Genomic DNA, 18,095 nt, shown 5'->3' with positions numbered 1-18,095 from the left:
AGGCACCCGGGTTACCTAGAACGGCGTAACGCACGCCACCCGATCAGGTGTTTTCTTACTGCCCATGGTGACAGCCGGAAAAGCGTCGACATCGCTTCGGCGTTACCCGAAACATCTTCGCGACCGCTGGTGAATGCCCGCTGGAGCGCGGTGGGCAAGGTGAAGAACAGATCGAAGAACACCGGGACCAGTTCGGGCGGCATTCCGCACAGTGCCCGCAGCCCGTGCCGCCGCAATCCGTGCACGGCGCGCGCCGAAGACGGCCACAGTGCCCGGTGCGCCGCCGACGCCGCCGCGGCGGGACCTCGATCCCAAGCCGCGGCCACGGCGTCGGCCACCGTTTCCGCGAGCCGGATCGACGTCGCGACGCTGTACCCGGTCGCCGGATGCACCAGGGCGGCGGCGGTCCCGAACGGCACGGTCCGGCCGCGTCGCGGCACCGGCGCGTCGAGCACGATGCGCACGCGTTCTTCGCGCCCGCGCGACGTCAGCCCGACGGCCTTCAGACGGGCTCGCAACCGCGCCGCCAGGACGTCGAGCGGCAGGCCGGGCCGGCGGGCCAGTGAGGTCTCCTCGACCAGGACGGTGCCGTCGCCGAGCGGCAGTACATACAGGAATCCGGACTCGGTCTCGCGCCAGTCCATGAACACCGCGGTGTCCGGGTCGTCCACCAGGCGCAACGCGTCCTCGGCCGGGAGGACGGCGCCGAACGCCGTCTGTTCGTACCGGTCGCCTCGCAACCGGACACCGGACGCGTCGACGTACAGGCCGGTCGCGAGGATTCGTCCGTCCTCGAGGCGCACGGACGAACCTTGACCGCCGTGGTCCACACCGGACACCTTCCCGGCGACGACGTCGTAGCCCCCGTCGAGCCACGTGCGCAGGCCGCCGTTGTCCAGCACCAGGTAGCGCCGATCCAGGATGTGTGGCCTGGTCCCGAAGGCGAGCGTGGTCGATGGCGCGCACGCGACGGCGGTTCCGGGCAACGCGGGCAGCTCGTCGGCGAACGACCCGTAGGTCGCTCGCCAGCGTCGGCCCGGCGCCGGGTCGATCAGGGTCGTCTCCAGACCGCGCCGGGCACAGGCACGCGCGAGCGCGCGTCCGGCCGGGCCGCCGCCCGCGATCACCACGTCCGCCACCTGGGCAGTGTCTCTCAAAGCCCCGACGGATACCGTGTGACGCATGGAACAGACGGACCCGAGGGCGTGGCGGCGCGATCCGGAGAGCGCGAACGCCGGGTTCAGCGACCTCGCCACGAGCCCGTTCCGGATCGACCGGGACCGGATCGCCGCTTCGCCGTTCTTCGCCCGGCTCGGCGGCGTGACCCAGGTCGTCAGCGCCGGAGGCGCTGGGCTGCTGCACAACCGGCTCACGCACAGCCTCAAGGTCGCGCAGGTCGCGCGCGCCATCGCCGAGCGGATCAACGCGAGCAGCGATTCCGCCGAACTCGCCGCGAAACTGGGCGGCTGCGATCCGGACGTCGCCGAGGCCGCCTCGCTCGCGCACGATCTGGGACATCCGCCGTTCGGGCACCTCGGCGAGCAGACCCTGGACCGGATCGCCCGTCACCGCTTCGGCCTCGCCGACGGTTTCGAAGGCAACGCGCAGTCGTTCCGGATCATCACCACCACCGACGTGCGCGGCCCGTCGGCTTCCGGGCTCGACCTCACCACGGCGGTGCGTGCCGCCGTGCTGAAGTACCCGTGGGCCCGGTTGCACGTACCCGACCCGCACCCGACGTCGATGCCCGTCCAGCCGCGCGGCGCGGCCGAGCCCGCCGACGCCCCGGGCACCGGTGCGAGCAAATTCTCCGCCTACAGCACCGAACTCGACGACTTCACCCAGGCGCGGGCCCCGTTCGACGGCCGGATCGAACCCTGGCAGCAGACCGTCGAAGCGTCCGTGATGGACACCGCCGACGACATCGCCTACGCCATCCACGACCTCCAAGACTTCCACCGGATCGGTGTCCTGCAGCACGCGCCGGTCGCCGCCGAGTTCTCCGGCTGGGTCGACCACGCGCTGGACCTGGCCGGGCTGGACGACGCGACTTTGACCGCGGAACGGCGGCTGCCGGGCCGTTCGCTGGAACGGCTGCGCCGCCGGATGCACGCCAAGGACGGCTGGATCGTCGACGACGACGCCTTCACCAGCGCCGTCGCCCGTGTCCGCGCCGAACTCGTCGACGGTCTGCTCGCCACCGGCTTCGACGGTTCCATCGAGGCGGAGCAGGCCACCGCCGCCTTCTCCTCGAAGTGGACGGCGCGGCTCGTCGACGGCGTCCAGGTGGTGGCCTCGCCTTCGGCCCGGACAGGGCATCTCACGCTGCGCCCCGCCCAGTGGCACGAGGTTCAGGTGCTGAAATTCGTGCACCGGCGGTTCGTGCTGCTGCGCCCGGAACTCGCGCTGCACCAACGCGGACAGGCCAGCCTGGTGACCACGCTGGTCGACGCGCTCGACGCGTGGCTGCTCGACCGCGACGAGTTCTACCGGCTCCCGCGACGGCTGCACGATTTGGTGGAATTGGCGCAGTCCGAGTTCTCCGCGCTCGCGCGGACCTCACCGGAACTGCTCATCGGAGCGACGGGGGAACCGGTCACCGGTGCCGACGCCGTACGCGGACTGGCACGAGGGCGGGCGGTCGTCGACTTCGTGGCGTCGCTGACGGACAAGCAGGCGGTGACCCTTTTGGACGGCTTGTCGGGCCGTGCTTCCCAGCCGTGGTCGGACTCGTTCGTCCTGTGACGACGCGATTACCCTGAACGGCCCACGGTCTGCGGCCGAATCCGGAAAATCTCCATCCGACGTCACCCGAACGGCTCCTGCCGCCGGTGCGCGCCCGGTACTTAGCTTGATCGAGCCGGTGATCGCCGGCGTCGGTCAGCGTGAGTCGGGGCACGCGCCCAGGAATCGGAGGCGCACGTGCGTCCAACCCGTTCTAGTAGGAGAAGAAGAACGATCCTGACCGCGGGCACCGCGGCCCTCGTCACCGCGCTCGGTCTGGTGAGCCCGCCCGTCGCGGCGGCCGAAAGCGGCGGATCCCCGGACGCGTTCTCGGCGAACACCGTCCGGCAGATCGAAGCGCTGCAGTCGATCAAGAAGAGCCAGAACGCCGGCGAGTCCAAAGTGGACAGCCGACTGCTCGTCGAACAGAAACTCCGCGCTCAGCGGATGTCGGCCTCCGCGGTTCCCGCACTGGGGTCTGGGGCGAATGTCTCCGCGGCCGGCACCGTACTCGTGGACATCCGGGGCCAGGTCTCGGAAGAACTCCTCAAGGGACTGCGGGAATCCGGTGCGGGGATTCGCGCGGTGTCCGAACGGTACGGCAGCGTGCGCGCCGAGGTTCCGCTGAACGCGGTCTCGGCGATCGCGGCCCGCGCCGACGTCAAGAAGGTCGAGACCGCCAACGAGGCGTTCACCGCCCGCCAGCTCGCCGAGCCCGCCACCGCGGGCAAGCGGGAGAGCAAGGAGGAGAAGGCCGCCCGGATCGCGGATGAGCTGAAGAAGGCCGTCGACGCCAAGGGACAGCCGGGTATCGCCGCAGGACCGATCAACAGCGAGGGCGACCGCGCGCACAACGCGGACACCGCGCGCCAGCAGTTCGGCGTCACCGGCGTCGGCACGAAGATCTGCGCGCTGTCCGACGGGATCGACTCGCTCGCGACCTCGCAGGCGCGCGGCGAACTCCCGGCGGGCGTCGACGTGATCCCCGGCCAGGAAGGCGAGGGCGACGAGGGCACCGCGATGCTCGAGATCATCCACGATCTCGCACCGAACGCGGCGCTCGGTTTCGCCAGCGCGTTCAACTCCGACGCCAGTTTCGCCGACAACATCCGCAAACTGCGGTTCGACGCGGGCTGCGACGTCATCGTCGACGACGTCCTGTACTTCAAGGAATCGCCGTTCCAGGACTGGATCATCGCGCAGGCCGTCAACGACGTGACCGCCGACGGCGCGCTGTACTTCTCCTCGGCCGGCAACGAAGGCAACGTCACCGACGGCACCTCGGGCCACTGGGAAGGCGACTTCGTCGACTCCGGCAAGAGCGTCGGCAAATACGCCGGTACCGCGCACAATTTCGCCGGGGCCGCGGGCAACCAGATCTTCCAGCCGCTCTCGAGCGCTTCGGGCCGGGTGCCGGTCACGCTGTTCTGGTCCGACCCGCTGGGCCGCTCGAACAACGACTACGACCTGTACCTGCTGAACGCGGCGGGCAACGTCGTCGACTTCAGCCAGGACGTCCAGAGCGGCACTCAGGACGCTTACGAACGGGTGGACACCACGGGCGTCGCCGGACTGCGACTGGCCATCGTCAAGTTCTCCGGGGAAGGCCGCTACCTTTCGCTGTCCGCGCTGCGCGGCCGGTTCTCCGACTCGGCCGATGGCCTCAAGGCCTACACCAGCCCCGGTGTGACCGTCGGCCACTCGGCCGCGCGGGACGCGTTCAGCGTCGCGGCGGCACCGGCGGCCAAGGCGTTCCCCCGTGCCCTCGAACCGGGCGACCCGGCCAACCCGGCGGGTCCGTTCCCCGGTGCCTTCGGCGCGACCACGAAGGTCGAACGGTTCACTTCGGACGGTCCGCGGCGGATGTTCTACCAGGCCGACGGAACGCCGATCACCCCGGGCAACGTGTCCGCGACCGGTGGTGAGGTCCGCGCCAAGCCGGACATCACCGCGGCCGACGGCGTCTCGACCAGCGTCACCGGCTTCACCACGTTCTACGGCACGTCGGCCGCCGCGCCGCACGCCGCCGCGATCGCGGGCCTGGTGCTCTCGGGCAACCCGGGGCTGCCCCCGGCCGACGTGCGCGAGGCGCTGATCAACACCGCCGTCGACATCCTCGCCCCGGGACGCGACAACTCCAGCGGTGCGGGCGTCATCCTCGCCGACAAGGTGCTCGCCTATACCGGCGCCAGCCCGCAGCCGCTCGCGTCCGCGGGCCAGCCGACGGTCACCCCGGCCGACGGCGGGTCCGCGCTCGACCCGGGCGACACCGCCAAGGTGACCCTGCCGGTGACCAACCGCGGCGACGGCACCGCGACGTCCACCAGCGTCGTGCTCTCCAGCCCGACCCCGGGTGTCACGGTGGCGCCGCGGTCGAAGTCGTACGGCACGATCAGCCCCGGGCAGACCGGCGTGAACGACTTCACCATCACCGTTCCCGCCACGCAGGAACTCGGGGTGCCGGTGGTGCTGAACGCGCGCGTGACCTTCGCGGGTTCGTACTCGCCGACGACGTCCACGTTCTCGCTGCCGGTCGGCACCCCGTCGCCGGTGTCGCGGGACTTCGCCTACGCCGGAGACGCGGTGGCGATCCCGGACAGCGACCCGACCGGCGTGACCGTGCCGATCACGGTGAGCGGCGTCGGGCGTGCGTCGAAGCTGACGTTCTCGGTGGACGGGGCGACCTGCAACGCGGACCAGACCTCGGCGACGGTGGGCATCAACCACTCGTACGTCGGTGACCTGGTCGGCACGCTGACGTCGCCCTCGGGTGCGAAGGCGACCGTGTTCCAGCGCAGCGGCGGCTCGGGCAACAACCTTTGCCAGGTCGTCTTCGCCGACAACGCGGCCACCGCGTTCAGTTCGGTGAACGCGGTGGCCGCTCCGTTCACCGGTACCTACAAGCCGGCGCAGGCGCTCGGCGGCCTGGCCGCCGGTGTGGCTGACGGCACCTGGAAGTTCACCGCGGTGGACGTCGCCGGTGGCGACACCGGGTCGATCCGCTCCATCTCCTTGCACATCAACGGTTTCGTTCAGCCCGGGGTGGCGGAGCGGCCCGCGGGTGTCGGGAAGTCGGTGGGGCGCGGTCCGGTGAAGCCGGTCTAGCTCTCTTGTTCGTGAAGGTCCCCTTCTCTCGGCTGAACCGAGAGAAGGGGACCTTTCGCGTGGTGGCTGGTGTCGCGAAAGCCACTTTCACAACCCTCAACGTTGCGAAAGTGGCTTCGCAACGCCCGCACGCGTCTGTCGTTGCCGCGAAACGGCGACGGTCGCACGGGTAGGGGCTTCTGGCTTGCCAGGCGGATCGGGTGGTGTCGCGAAAGCCACTTTCGCGACGTCTGGTGTCCCGAAAGTGGCTTTCGCGACACCTCCGATCGGGAGCGTCGCGCCTACTCGCCCCAGCCGCGGCGTGCGTTGCGAAAGCCACTTTCGCAACCTTCAACGTTGCGAAAGTGGCTTTCGCAACACGGCCGCAGCCGGAGCGTCGCCGCGAAACGGCAACGTCCGACCCCTGCCGATCCGCGCCACGCCCCGTACGTTGAACCCATGGCGAGGGAACGGCAGGTAGCGGGCGGGGGACGGGCGGTCGAGGTCGCGCCGGATCGCCTCGAAGGGTGGTACGCCAGGTTCGCCGTCCGCAATGAAGGCGTCCGCGAGACCGAGCTGAGCCCGGACACCGTCACGGTCACCGCCGACAATGGCGTGGTAGCCGTCGCGACCGTCCCTTTCGGACCGCTGAGCGCCGGAGGAACCGTGCCGGGTCTCGCCGTCGGCCCGCTCGTCGAGCACGCGCTGATCTCGCGGAGGATCGCGCTCCTGCTGGTGCGCCGCGGCGGGCACAGTGTCGGGATCGCGCGCGGGGGAGTGGTCGTCCAGTCCAGGACGGACCGTCATCTCGTCCAGGGCCGGTCCGCGGCGGGTGGCTGGTCTCAGCAACGGTTCGCGCGGCGGCGGGAAGGACAAGCGCGCTCGGCGCTTCGGTCCGCCGCGGACGACGCGTTCGAGGTGCTCGTCCCGCAACTGTCCGAAGTGGACGCCGTCGTGCTCGGCGGTGACCGCCGTGCCCTGGAGTCCCTGCGCGAGGACAACCGTCTCGCCCCGTTGTTCCAGCGTGCCGAGGCCCGCGTTCTCGACATCGCCGAACCGCGCCGCACGGTGCTGGAAGACGCGGCGGAGCGGGCTGTCGCGGTCCAGATCACCCTCACCGGGCCGTGACGTCGGGCACGGTCGGATAAAACCGTTCGACACCGGCCCGTACACTGATCGCGTGGACATCCTCTTGGAGTAGCTCCTCGTCTGCCCGCCGGCAGACGAGTCGAAGCTGTCCGCTCATCCACCCCTTTTCCCGGGAGTTCCCGTGATCACGGCCTCTGGCCTGCAGCTGCGCGCAGGGTCGCGCATCCTGCTCGACGACACCAACGTCCGCATCCAGCAGGGCGACCGCATCGGCCTGGTCGGCCGCAACGGCGCCGGCAAGACCACCTCGCTCAAGGTGCTGGCGGGGGAGGGCGAGCCGTACGCGGGCGAGGTCCGCCGCAGCGGCGAGCTCGGCTACCTCCCGCAGGACCCGCGCGAGGGCGACCTGTCCGTCACCGCGAAGGACCGCGTGCTCTCCGCGCGCGGCCTCGACACCTTGCTGCGCAACATGGAAAAAGCGCAGACCGCGATGTCGGAGCTCGCGGACGAGAAGGAACGCGACAAGGCGGTCAACCGCTACAGCCGCCTCGAAGAGCGCTTCGCTTCCCTCGGGGGTTACGCCGCCGAGAGTGAGGCCGCGCGGATCTGTTCCAACCTCGGCCTGGCCGACAGGGTGCTCGAACAGACACTGCAGACGCTCTCGGGTGGTCAGCGACGCCGTGTCGAGCTGGCCCGGATCCTGTTCGCCGCCGCCGAGGCGGGCGCGGGCGGCAAATCCGAGACGATCCTGCTGCTCGACGAGCCCACCAACCACCTCGACGCCGACTCCATCAACTGGCTTCGCGGCTTCCTGAAGCAGCACGACGGCGGTCTCGTGGTCATCAGCCACGACGTGGAACTGCTCGCGGACGTCGTCAACAAGGTGTGGTTCCTCGACGCGACCCGCGGCGAGCTCGACCTCTACAACATGGGCTGGCAGCGCTACCTCGACGCGCGCGCCACCGACGAGAAGCGGCGCCGCCGCGAGCGCGCGAACGCCGAGAAGAAGGCGTCGGCACTGCAGCAGCAGGCCGCCAAACTGGGGGCCAAGGCGACGAAGGCCGTGGCCGCCAAGAACATGGCCCGCCGTGCCGAGCAGATGCTCTCCGCACTCGACGAGACCCGGCAGGCCGACAAGGTCGCCCGGATCAAGTTCCCCGAGCCCGCCCCGTGCGGCCGGACGCCGCTCACCGCGGAGGGACTGTCGAAGTCCTACGGTTCGCTCGAGATCTTCACCGGAGTCGACCTCGCCATCGACCGCGGGTCGAAGGTCGTCGTGCTCGGATTGAACGGTGCCGGGAAGACGACATTGCTCCGGCTACTCGGCGGAATGGAAACTCCGGATACCGGCGAGACCATTCCAGGTCACGGATTGCGTCTGGGCTATTACGCACAGGAACATGAAACTCTCGACCACGATGCGTCCGTGTGGGAAAATATCCGTCACCTCGCGCCGGACACCGGAGCGCAGGAGTTGCGGAACCTTCTCGGTTCGTTCCTGTTCACCGGCGAGCAGCTCGATCAGCCCGCCGGCACGCTCTCCGGCGGTGAGAAGACGCGGCTCGCGCTCGCCGGGCTGGTGTCCAGCGCTGCCAACGTTTTGCTGCTCGACGAGCCGACGAACAACCTGGACCCGGCAAGCCGCGCCCAGGTCCTGGACGCCTTGCGCAGCTTCGCCGGAGCCGTCGTCCTGGTCACGCACGACCCGGGCGCGGTCGAAGCGCTGGAGCCGGAACGCGTGATCCTCCTCCCGGACGGCACCGAGGACCATTGGTCGGCCGATTATCTGGAACTTGTCCAGCTTGCGTGAGGTCTGCGTCCGTTCGGGTGCTTGATCGATGCCATCCGGCCACTGAAATGGCCCAATGTGATCGCGGTTTCAGCAGTTTTGCGCTCGTCGTCTGGCATTCCGGCGCTCAGTGTTCGATCATTGCGGCGACAGGGGCCGATATGTGGCCCAGAACACTCTCGGCGGGAAGGCGATCGACGTGGCTGATCTCAAGAAAGGCGCGCGGATCACCGGCAACACGCGTGACAAGCTGGCCGCTGACCTGAAGAAGAAATACGAGAAGGGCTCGAGCATCCGCGCTCTCGCGGAGTCCACGGGTCGCTCGTACGGGTTCGTGCACCGGGTCCTCTCGGAGTCCGGCGTCCAGCTGCGCGGCCGTGGCGGTGCCACCAGGGTCAAGAAGAAGTAGTCACGAGGAAGTAGCGGACTGCTGCGCGGGGGGCGCAGTTCCCTTTCCAGGGACCGCTGTTTCACGGGTTTCCGCGGCCAGGAAGACCAGCCTGGCACCGAGCAGGACCAGCGGATACACCAGGTAGCCGTACCTCGTCGCCGGAGTGAGCATGATCAGCGCGACGAGCCCGGCAGCCATGCGCAGCAGCGCGTCCGATCCGGTGGTGGGAGGACGGCGAAGCAGCCAGACCAGGATCGCGACGGCCGCGATCCCGAGCAGGGCGAAGGAAACCGCCGTGCCCACCGGGCCGAGCGAGGCGATGAGGTGGCCGGGCAGCGGGCTCGCCGCCGGTGACTTGATCACGCCGATTCCCAGCGGGAACCGGAAGACATGCTCGACGAACGCCTTGGGGCCGGCCAGGTAGACGGGGACGTGCAGGACGAGGGTCGTCACCACGAGTGCCGCGGCGAATCCGCCCAGTGCGCGAGGACCACGTCGCGTGATCAAGAGGACACCCAGCACGACTATCGCGGGCGCGACGATGAGTTTCGCGCTGACCACCAACGCCAGCACCAGACCCGACAGGATCGCGCGGCCGGTCGTGGCCAGCGCGAAGGACAGCACCAGCAGTCCGACGATGGCCAGATCGGGGCCCGCGACCGCCCAGGTCAGCGCCGTCAGCGGGCAGGCGAGTGCGAGTTGTGCCGCACTGACCGGGATTTTCGGCCACTTCAGCAGTCGCAGCGTCAGCAGTACGCAGGCGACGGCCGCCAGCGCGAACATCCAGCGCGCGTCGGTGAGGGCGTCCGCGACCGGTCCGCCGCCGAACAGGGCGCGCGGCAGGCCGAAGACGGTCATCACCGGACCGTATGGCGTGTAATCGTTTACTTCCACCGCGCGACCGAGCGCGGTGACGTCGACGTACGGGGTTCCGTTCTCCAGAAGGAGTTTCGCCGACCGCTCGATCACCCAGACCTCGGGCTGGGCGGCCCACGACACCGGCGTGATGAGCCAGTCCACTCCGGTCAGACGGCGAATGACGAGCATTCCCAACGGAAGGATCATGGCGAACAGGCCGATGGCGCCGATACCGAGCCACCGCGAACCGAGCGCGCCGGACAACGGCTTGCCGCGCCGGGCGGCGAGCGTCAGCCAGCCGGTGTGGACCACGGCGAGGCCGTAACCCGCTACAGCGAAGTTCGCCCACACGCGATAACCGTAGAATTCCGCGACGGCGGTGTTCACGACGGCGTAGACGAGGCAGCCCGTGTAGAAGACCAGGTCGATGGTCAGTCGTCGCCGGTCTGGGTCCTTGGTCACCGGCTCAGGCTACCGACGCGGCCGCACCCGCTGGAAAGAGGACGCGGAAACCGGGAAGCATCCGGTGTGCCGCGGTGTTGGTCATGCTTATATCCGGGAAAACTCTCGACTAATATCGAGGTTTTGGGGGCGAAGAGAGGGTTCTCATGGACAACACGTATGCGCTGATGAACTCGGCGATGAGGTCCGCCGATGTTCCGAAGGGGCTGCACAAGGGGACGCTCCGCCGCGTCGCGCGGTTCGCCAGGCCGCACTGGCGGAGATTGCTGATATTCCTGGCGCTCACCGTCGTTTCGGCGGTGCTGGCGGTCAGCACGCCGGTGCTGGCCGGAAAGGTGGTCGACGCGATCGTCGGCGGGCACGACGTCTCGCTGGTGGTGTGGCTGGCCGTGGTGATCGCCGTGCTGGCGCTGATCGACGCCGGGCTCGGGCTGGCCGAACGCGCCCAGTCGTCGAGGATCGGTGAAGGGATCATCCTCGACCTGCGGCTCGCGGTGTACCGGCACGTGCAGCGGATGCCGGTCGCGTTCTTCACGCGCACCCGCACCGGCGCGCTGGTGAGCAGGCTCAACAACGACGTCATCGGCGCACAGCGCACGTTCACCGCGACACTGTCCGGTTTGGTCACCAACGTGATCCAGCTGGTGCTGTCGCTGGTGGTCATGGTGACGTTGTCCTGGCAGGTGACCCTGCTGGCGCTGGTGCTGCTGCCGGTCTTCATCCTGCCGACGCGGCGCCTCGGACGGCGGATGGCCGAACTGCAGCGGGAGGCCGGCGGGCTCAACGCGTCGATGACCACGCAGATGACCGAACGGTTCTCCGCGCCGGGCGCGACGCTGGTGAAGCTGTTCGGCGACCCGGAGCGCGAGACCGGTGAGTTCGGCGCGCGGGCCGGGCGGGTGCGCGACATCGGGGTGCGGACGGCGATGCTGACGCGCTGGTTCCTGACCAGCTTGACCACGGTCTCCGCGCTCGCGCAGGCACTTGTCTACGGGCTGGGTGGCTACCTCGCGCTGACCGGGGCGCTCGCGCCGGGCACCGTCGTGGCGCTGGCGTTGCTGCTGACCAGGCTGTACTCGCCGCTCACCGCGCTGGCGAACGTCCGGGTGGACGTGATGACCGCGCTGGTGTCGTTCGAGCGGGTCTTCGAGGTGCTCGACCTCAAGCCGATGATCGAAGAGAAGCCTTCCCCGCGCAGTCTCCCCGAAGGCCCGGTTTCGGTGGAGTTCTCGGACGTCCGGTTCGGCTACCCCGCGGCGGACCGGTACTCGCTGGCTTCGCTGGAGGATGTGTCCACTTTGGATCACCGGGGTGGCGAAGAGGTGTTGCACGGCATCAGCTTCCGCGCCGAACCGGGGCAGATGGTGGCGTTGGTCGGTTCGTCCGGCGCGGGCAAGTCGACGATCGCCTCACTGCTGCCGCGGCTCTACGACGTCGACGCGGGCTCGGTCCGATTGTCCGATGTGGACGTTCGCGACCTCGGGTTCGCCACCTTGCGGGAAACCGTCGGCGTGGTGACCCAGGACGGGCACCTCTTCCACGACACCATCCGGTCGAACCTCGAATACGCGCGGCCCGGCGTCACCGACGCCGAGATCTGGTCGGCCTTGGAGAAGGCGCGGCTGGCCGAGCTGATCCGGGAGCTGCCGGACGGGCTGGAGACCGTGGTGGGGGAGCGGGGGTACCGGCTCTCCGGCGGGGAGCGGCAGCGGCTGACCATCGCGCGGCTCCTGCTGGCGCAGCCGAGGGTCGTCGTCCTCGACGAGGCGACCGCGCATCTGGACTCGCAGTCCGAGGCCGCCGTGGGCGAGGCGCTGACCGACGCGCTCGACGGGCGGACCGCGCTGGTCATCGCGCACCGGTTGTCGACGGTGCGGGCGGCGGACCAGATCCTGGTGATCGAGCACGGGGAGATCGTCGAGCGAGGGACGCACGAAGAGCTTCTCGCGCGGGAAGGGCGCTACGCGACGCTGTACCTGACGCAGTTCTCGGAGGAGCCTGCGGCCGCGTGACCCTCAGGTGGGTCTTGAGCGGCGATTCGGGTCAGGTGGTGAAGGAGGCCTTCGCTACGTTCAGGGCCGCTGCTCTCGTCCCAGGTGCACCAGCGACCACAGCGGGCGCGCGTGCAGGAGGCCTTCCCTCGGCTCAGCCGAGGAAACTCGGCCTTCACACCTTGGCAAGTACATGAAGGCCCCCTTCCTTGCGTCAGGCGCAAGGAAGGGGGCCTTCATGTACTTCAGGCGGACACGGGCGCAGTGCCGAGCCCACTTATGACCGCGGGGGAGGCGAAGGTCGCGTTCACCAGCGCCATCTTCCGCGGATCGTCCCGCATCAGCGGACCCATCCGGTTCATCGTGTAGCCGAAGGCGATCCCGCTTTCGGGATCCGCGCCGCCGGACGAGCCGCCGAACCCGTCGTGCCCGAACGCGCGCGGGTTCGGCCCGAAGCCGCGTTCCTCGCTGCCGAGGTAGAACCCCAGCGCCCATTCATTGCCCAGCCCGCCGACGACGTCGGCCTCGCGGCCCTGTCCTTCACAGGCGGTCGCGAGTGCTTCGGCCGAGAGCAGCCGCCCGGAGGCGAGCGCGCCGTAGATGGTCGCGATGGCCCTGGCGGTGCCGTGTCCGTTCAGGGCGGGCAGGATCGCGCGCCGCCATTCGGGATCGTTGGCGTCACGGCCTTGTACGCGTGGGTTCGCCAGCGCCGCGAGGGCGGCCGGGCCGGCGTTGGCGAACGCCTGGGTCAGCGCGGTCGTCATCTCGTCGCTGAGCACGGGTTCGACGAGGGTGGAGCAGCGCGCCAGATCAGCTTCGGAGTCCAGGCCGATCCGGAAGTCCGCGTCCAGCGGGACGGTGATGTGCCCGGCGAAGTACGCGCGGACGTCCTGTCCGCTCACCCGGCGGATCACCTCGCCGACAAGGAACCCGAACGACAGTGCGTGGTAGCCGCTGGCTGTGGCCGGTTCGAAGAGTGGGGCCTGCGCGGCGAGCAGTCCGGTGATGTGGTCCCAGTCGTACAGTTCCGTCACCGTCACCGGCCGGTCGATGCCGATCCCGGTCACCCCGGAGCGGTGCGAGAGCAGCCAGCGCACCGGGATGTCCCCCTTGCCCGCCGCCGCGAACTCCGGCCAGTATTTCGCGACCGGCGCGTCGAGGTCGAGCAGTCCGGCGTCGGCGAGATGGTGCGCGCAGAGCGCGGTCATGCCCTTGGTGGTCGACCAGACGTTGGTGAGCGTGTCCGCCCGCCACGGGTCGTCCGGTCCGGATCGGCCCAGCCCGCCCAGAGATCGACCACGGTCTCGCCGTGCCGGGTCACCGAGAACGCGGCGCCGATCTCGCCGCGTTCGGCGAAGTTCTCTTCGAAGGCGGCGCGGACGGGTTCGAAGCCCGCCGCGCACTCGCCGTGGATCTCGGTCATGGCACGGACCTCCTGCGGACACCGACCGGTCGGTATGTGGCCGTGGAAGCGCCGCGCGGACGAGTCAAGGAACTCGTCCGCGCGGTGGAGGAGCTAGCGGAGAGCGGGAACCCGCTCGCCGTATTTGGCCAGCAGCGCGGCGTTGGCCTCGTCGCCACCGTCCACGTTGGAACTGCGCCACAGCGGGATGTCGACGCCCTGCGCCGCGCCGAGGTCGACGACCTCGGCGAGGACCAGATTCCACAGGAACGCGTTGATCACCGTCGACAGCGGCGCGGTCCGCGGCGCGTCCGGCGGGTAGCTCGCGTCCCCGGGACGAACGTGCGAGTCGAGCACGATGCTCGCCTCTTCGATCAGCGTCGTGGCCGCGCGTTTGGGCGCCTTGGCCACCGACGCGGCCGAACTCACCGCGATGACCGACGCCCCGCGCTTCCTGGCCCCGGCGGCCAGTTCGACCGGGTACGGGTTGACCCCCGAGGTCGAGAACACCACCAGGACGTCGTCCGGGCCCGGCGCGCGCTCGGCCAGCACCTCTTCGGCCAGCCCGGAACGGCGCTCGGTCTTGGTGCTGTGCTGCGCGCCGTGCAGCGGCAGCAGTTCGGGGTGGTAGACCGGGTACACGCAGGCGAGCCCGCCCGCCCGGTAGAAGGTCTCGGCGACCGCGGCCAGTGAATGCCCGGCCCCGGCGGTGAACACCAGGGCGTCCGCCCGGATGACCCCCAGGATCAGCTCGGCCGATTTCCGGATCTGCTCCGCGTTGCCCCGTTCGGCCTCAGCGAGCCGTTCGGCGACGTCTGCACAACGTTCGGTGGTGCTCACCACATCCGCCCTTCCGTCTGGAGATCAGCGACGAATGTATCGCGTGGACCAATGGCCGAAGTGGAATACATCGGGTCATGATCGAGGTTGACCCGATCACTGCGGCCGGGGTTTCGGAGACTGGAGGGTCCAGGGTGAGCGAGGCTGATCCCGCGGTGCGGACTTGGCGAGCACGCGGCCAGGTGAAAGGCGTGGTGCTGGTTCTGCACGGCGGCGCGGAGCACAGTCATGCCCGCGTGGCGCCGTGGCGGCTGGCGTACCAGCGGATGGTGCCGCTGGCGAGGGACGTCCACCGGGCGGGCCGGGCGCACGGGGCCGAGGTGCGGCTCCTGCGCAACCGGGTCTACGGCTGGAACGACCACGGCACCGACGCGCTCGCCGACGCGCGCTGGGCACTCGACCGCGTCCGCGAAGAGCATCCGGGGGTTCCGGTGATCCTCGTCGGCCACTCGATGGGCGGGCGGGTCGCCCTGCGCGTCGCCGACGATCCGGCCGTCATCGGCGTCTGCGCGCTGGCACCGTGGACACCACCGGGTGAACCCATCGGCGCCGTCGACGGGCGTGCCGTGCTCATCGCGCACGGGACCAAGGACCGGATGACCGATCCGGTGGCATCACACGCTTTCGCGGAACGCGCCGAAAAGGTGACGTCGCGGTCCGCGCGATTCGAAATAGGCGGCGAAGGGCACGCGATGCTACGAAGGTCTCGCGTCTGGAACCGTCTCGTACGGTCTTTCACACTCGAGCTGATCGAAGCCGGGGGAAGTGACGAAACGCTGAGCGGCGCCTGGGGGCGGCCGAGCTCGGAACGGCTGCGGATCCCGGTCTAGACCGGGCGGGAGGGAGTACTCATGTCCACGTCGAGCATCGATCGGGCGGCCGGTTCGTCCGGCCTGCCTGCCCCCGGCGAAAACCGGTGGCCGGGACTGGCCACCCCGCCGCATTCCCCGTTCCGGGCGCGGATCGCCGAGCAGTTGTTCCGGCACGCGGTGCGCCCGCTGGACGTCCGCGTGCGCATGCCCGACGGCTCGCAGCTCGGTTCGGGCGGGCCGGAGGCTCCCGAGATGCGGCTCAACCGCCCCGCCGCGTTCTTCCACCGCCTCGGCGTGGACGCGAAGATCGGCTTCGGCGAGGCCTACATGGTCGGCGACTGGACGAGCGACGCGCTCGCCGAGGTGCTGACGCCGTTCGCGGAGCGGATGGCGACGCTCGTTCCGCCGCTGCTGCAACGGTTCCGCCGGTTCGTCGACCGCGGCCACCCCGCGGACGAGGAGAACACCGTCGAGGGCGCGCGGGCGAACATCCACCGCCACTACGACCTGTCCAACGAACTGTTCGGCGCGTTCCTGGACCCGTCGATGATGTACTCGTCGGCGTTGTTCGGCCCCGACGACGACCTCACCACCGCCCAGCACCGCAAGATCGACAGCGTCCTCGACTACGCCGGGGTCCGCGAAGGCAGCACCGTGCTCGAGATCGGCACCGGCTGGGGTGAACTCTCGATCCGGGCCGCCGCGCGCGGGGCCAGGGTCACGTCACTGACCATCTCCGAGGAGCAGGCGAAGCTGGCGACCGAGCGCATCGCGGCGGCGGGCTTCGCCGACCGCGTCGATGTCCGGCTGTGCGACTACCGCGACTCGGCCGGCGAGTACGACGCCGTGGTCAGCGTCGAGATGATCGAGGCCGTCGGCGAGTCCTACTGGCCCACGTTCTTCGGGACCATCGGGAAGCGGCTGAAGCCGGGCGGCAGGTTCGGGCTCCAGGCCATCACCATGGACCACGAACGCATGCTCGCCGCGGCCCGGTCCTACACCTGGATGCACAAGTACATCTTCCCCGGTGGGCTCATCCCGTCCACGACGTCGGTCGAGCAGGGCGTGCTGGCGCACACCAGGCTGAAACTGCAGGGGGTGCGCGAGTTCGGCCAGGACTACGCCCGCACATTGCGGCTGTGGCGGGAGAAGTTCACCCAGCGGTGGGGCGAAATCACCGAACTGGGCTTCGACGACGTCTTCAAGCGGATGTGGGAGTTCTACCTGGCGTACTCCGAAGCGGGGTTCCGTTCGGGGTATCTCAAGGTCCACCAGTTCGGATTCGCCGAAAACGGACAGTGAGCTCCACCCAACCGATGCGGGGTGCCGGACGTCCTTCACCTAGGGTCTGCGGTTGACTGGGCCCTACACGCGAGATCGGGACGGGTGATTCGGCATGACGTATGGAGGCGACGACCGAGGGCGACGGATGCCGCCGCCGCAACGGCCGCCGTCCGGCCGCCCCCGGCGGCATCAGCCCGCGCAGATGATGCCGCTGCCGGGCCGGGGGAGCAGCCCGTACGACGAGCGGACGAGGCCCATGGGGCACGGCGGCCAGGAACGGCCCGCCGGCCCGCCACCGCGCCGCCCAGGCCCGCCGCAGCCCCCTCCCGGCCGTCCGGCGGACGACGGTGCGCGGCCGCCGCGGCGCCGGAAGCGCTGGGGTTTCGGCAAGGTGCTGCTCACCCTGCTGACCGTGTTCGTGGTGTTCCTCGCCGGCGTGTGGGTGTACCTGGAGTTCTCCATCAACCGCGTCGACGCGCTGGCCGACTACTCCGGCCGCCCCGTCTCGGCCGAAGGCACCAACTGGCTGATCGTGGGCTCCGACAGCCGGGACGGGCTGACCCCCGAAGAGCAGGAGAAGCTGGTCACAGGTGACTCCAAGGCCGCAGGCGGCGGCAAGCGGACCGACACCATCATGATCGCGCACGTCCCGTCCAACAGCACCAAGCCGACCCTGCTGAGCCTCCCGCGCGACTCGCAGGTGACCATCCCCGGGCACGGCAAGAACAAGATCAACGCCGCGTTCTCGATCGGTGGCCCGGCGCTGCTCGCGCAGACCGTCGAAGGCGCCACCGGCCTGCGCATGGACCACTACGCCGAGATCGGCTTCGGCGGGTTCGCCAAGATCGTCGACGCGATCGGCGGGGTCCACATGTGCGTCGAGAAGCCGATGGAGGACACCCTCACCGGAATCAAGATCCCGGCGGGTTGCCAGGACCTCCAGGGGCCGCAGGCGCTCGGCTTCGTCCGCATGCGGCACAGCGAGGCCACCCCGCGTTCGGACCTCGACCGTGTCGCCAACCAGCGTAAGTTCATCGGCGCGCTGGTCAGCGAGATCGGCAGCCCCGGCACCCTGCTGAACCCGTTCTCGCTGTTCCCGCTGTTGTCCACGGGACCCGACGCGCTGACGATGGACACCGGCGACCACGTGCACAACCTGGTGGGGCTGGCGCTGGCGATGCGCGGGATCTCCTCGGGCGGCGTCGTCACCACGACGGTGCCGGTGACCAGTGGTTCGGCGGAGAACTGGGACAAGACGAAGTCGAAGCTGCTGTTCGACGCCTTGAAGAACGACACGGAGATCCCGGACAGCGCGATTTTGACCTGATCGTCGGCCTCGTGAGTGGTAAGGACGGTTCTAACCGTCCTT

The 18,095-nt window shown here is 69.6% G+C and carries 14 protein-coding genes; 9 read left to right on the top strand and 5 right to left on the bottom strand.

Annotation, left to right across the window (positions count from 1 at the left end; translation table 11 throughout):
- Positions 1 to 11: 11 nt before the first annotated feature.
- Positions 12 to 1,139: a lycopene cyclase family protein gene (locus BLW75_RS09585; protein WP_034311829.1), complete on the bottom strand. Its 1,128-nt coding sequence runs from the start codon at positions 1,137 to 1,139 to the stop codon at positions 12 to 14.
- Between the two features lie 43 nt (positions 1,140 to 1,182).
- On the opposite strand from BLW75_RS09585, the gene BLW75_RS09580 reads away from it, so the two are divergent.
- From BLW75_RS09580 to BLW75_RS09560, 5 genes are all read left to right on the top strand, one after another.
- Complete coding sequence (locus BLW75_RS09580; RefSeq protein ID WP_034311830.1) at positions 1,183 to 2,745, top strand: deoxyguanosinetriphosphate triphosphohydrolase family protein; 1,563 nt, start codon at positions 1,183 to 1,185, stop codon at positions 2,743 to 2,745.
- Positions 2,746 to 2,958: 213 nt separating this feature from the next.
- On the top strand, positions 2,959 to 5,829 hold the full coding sequence (locus BLW75_RS09575; RefSeq protein ID WP_034311908.1) for a S8 family serine peptidase: 2,871 nt from the start codon (positions 2,959 to 2,961) through the stop codon (positions 5,827 to 5,829).
- 438 nt (positions 5,830 to 6,267) lie between these two features.
- Complete coding sequence (locus BLW75_RS09570; protein ID WP_034311832.1) at positions 6,268 to 6,936, top strand: acVLRF1 family peptidyl-tRNA hydrolase; 669 nt, start codon at positions 6,268 to 6,270, stop codon at positions 6,934 to 6,936.
- Positions 6,937 to 7,078: 142 nt separating this feature from the next.
- Positions 7,079 to 8,707, top strand: coding sequence for an ABC-F family ATP-binding cassette domain-containing protein (locus BLW75_RS09565; protein WP_034311834.1), 1,629 nt, complete (start codon positions 7,079 to 7,081; stop codon positions 8,705 to 8,707).
- A 178-nt stretch (positions 8,708 to 8,885) separates the two neighbouring features.
- A complete protein-coding gene (locus tag BLW75_RS09560) occupies positions 8,886 to 9,095 on the top strand; it encodes a helix-turn-helix domain-containing protein (RefSeq protein ID WP_003071237.1) in 210 nt (69 codons plus the stop codon).
- Here the strand turns inward: BLW75_RS09560 and BLW75_RS09555 are convergent, their stop codons facing one another.
- Entirely contained in the window at positions 9,096 to 10,397 is a 1,302-nt protein-coding gene (locus BLW75_RS09555) for a glycosyltransferase 87 family protein (protein ID WP_034311836.1), read from the bottom strand.
- Positions 10,398 to 10,543: 146 nt separating this feature from the next.
- On the opposite strand from BLW75_RS09555, the gene BLW75_RS09550 reads away from it, so the two are divergent.
- Positions 10,544 to 12,409: an ABC transporter ATP-binding protein gene (locus BLW75_RS09550; protein ID WP_034311837.1), complete on the top strand. Its 1,866-nt coding sequence runs from the start codon at positions 10,544 to 10,546 to the stop codon at positions 12,407 to 12,409.
- 224 nt (positions 12,410 to 12,633) lie between these two features.
- Here the strand turns inward: BLW75_RS09550 and BLW75_RS09545 are convergent, their stop codons facing one another.
- The 3 genes from BLW75_RS09545 to BLW75_RS09540 all read right to left on the bottom strand — a co-directional run bounded on the left by BLW75_RS09545 (position 12,634) and on the right by BLW75_RS09540 (position 14,633).
- Positions 12,634 to 13,668 carry a serine hydrolase domain-containing protein gene (locus tag BLW75_RS09545; protein ID WP_244175796.1) on the bottom strand — a complete coding sequence of 345 codons (1,035 nt, stop codon included), beginning with the start codon at positions 13,666 to 13,668 and terminating at the stop codon, positions 12,634 to 12,636.
- Positions 13,593 to 13,811, bottom strand: a complete 219-nt coding sequence (locus BLW75_RS43470; protein ID WP_241783599.1) for a serine hydrolase — start codon at positions 13,809 to 13,811, stop codon at positions 13,593 to 13,595. Before BLW75_RS43470 ends, BLW75_RS09545 begins: the two co-directional genes overlap by 76 nt.
- 93 nt (positions 13,812 to 13,904) lie before the next feature.
- Positions 13,905 to 14,633, bottom strand: coding sequence for an SIS domain-containing protein (locus tag BLW75_RS09540; RefSeq protein WP_034311838.1), 729 nt, complete (start codon positions 14,631 to 14,633; stop codon positions 13,905 to 13,907).
- A 131-nt stretch (positions 14,634 to 14,764) separates the two neighbouring features.
- Here BLW75_RS09540 and BLW75_RS09535 point away from each other — a divergent pair, with 131 nt between their 5' ends.
- The 3 genes from BLW75_RS09535 (at position 14,765) to BLW75_RS09525 (ending at position 18,053) form a co-directional block, all read left to right on the top strand.
- Positions 14,765 to 15,460, top strand: coding sequence for an alpha/beta hydrolase (locus tag BLW75_RS09535; RefSeq protein WP_034311839.1), 696 nt, complete (start codon positions 14,765 to 14,767; stop codon positions 15,458 to 15,460).
- Positions 15,461 to 15,481: 21 nt separating this feature from the next.
- Positions 15,482 to 16,744 (top strand): SAM-dependent methyltransferase, encoded by a 1,263-nt coding sequence (locus BLW75_RS09530; RefSeq protein WP_034311841.1) that lies wholly within the window; start codon positions 15,482 to 15,484, stop codon positions 16,742 to 16,744.
- Between the two features lie 94 nt (positions 16,745 to 16,838).
- On the top strand, positions 16,839 to 18,053 hold the full coding sequence (locus BLW75_RS09525) for an LCP family protein (protein ID WP_034311842.1): 1,215 nt from the start codon (positions 16,839 to 16,841) through the stop codon (positions 18,051 to 18,053).
- Positions 18,054 to 18,095 lie beyond the last annotated feature (42 nt).

The organism is Amycolatopsis lurida, from assembly GCF_900105055.1.
Lineage (GTDB): Bacteria > Actinomycetota > Actinomycetes > Mycobacteriales > Pseudonocardiaceae > Amycolatopsis > Amycolatopsis lurida.
The sequence above is the reverse complement of the archived record's forward strand: the minus strand, read 5'-3'. Positions and strand labels throughout refer to the sequence as shown.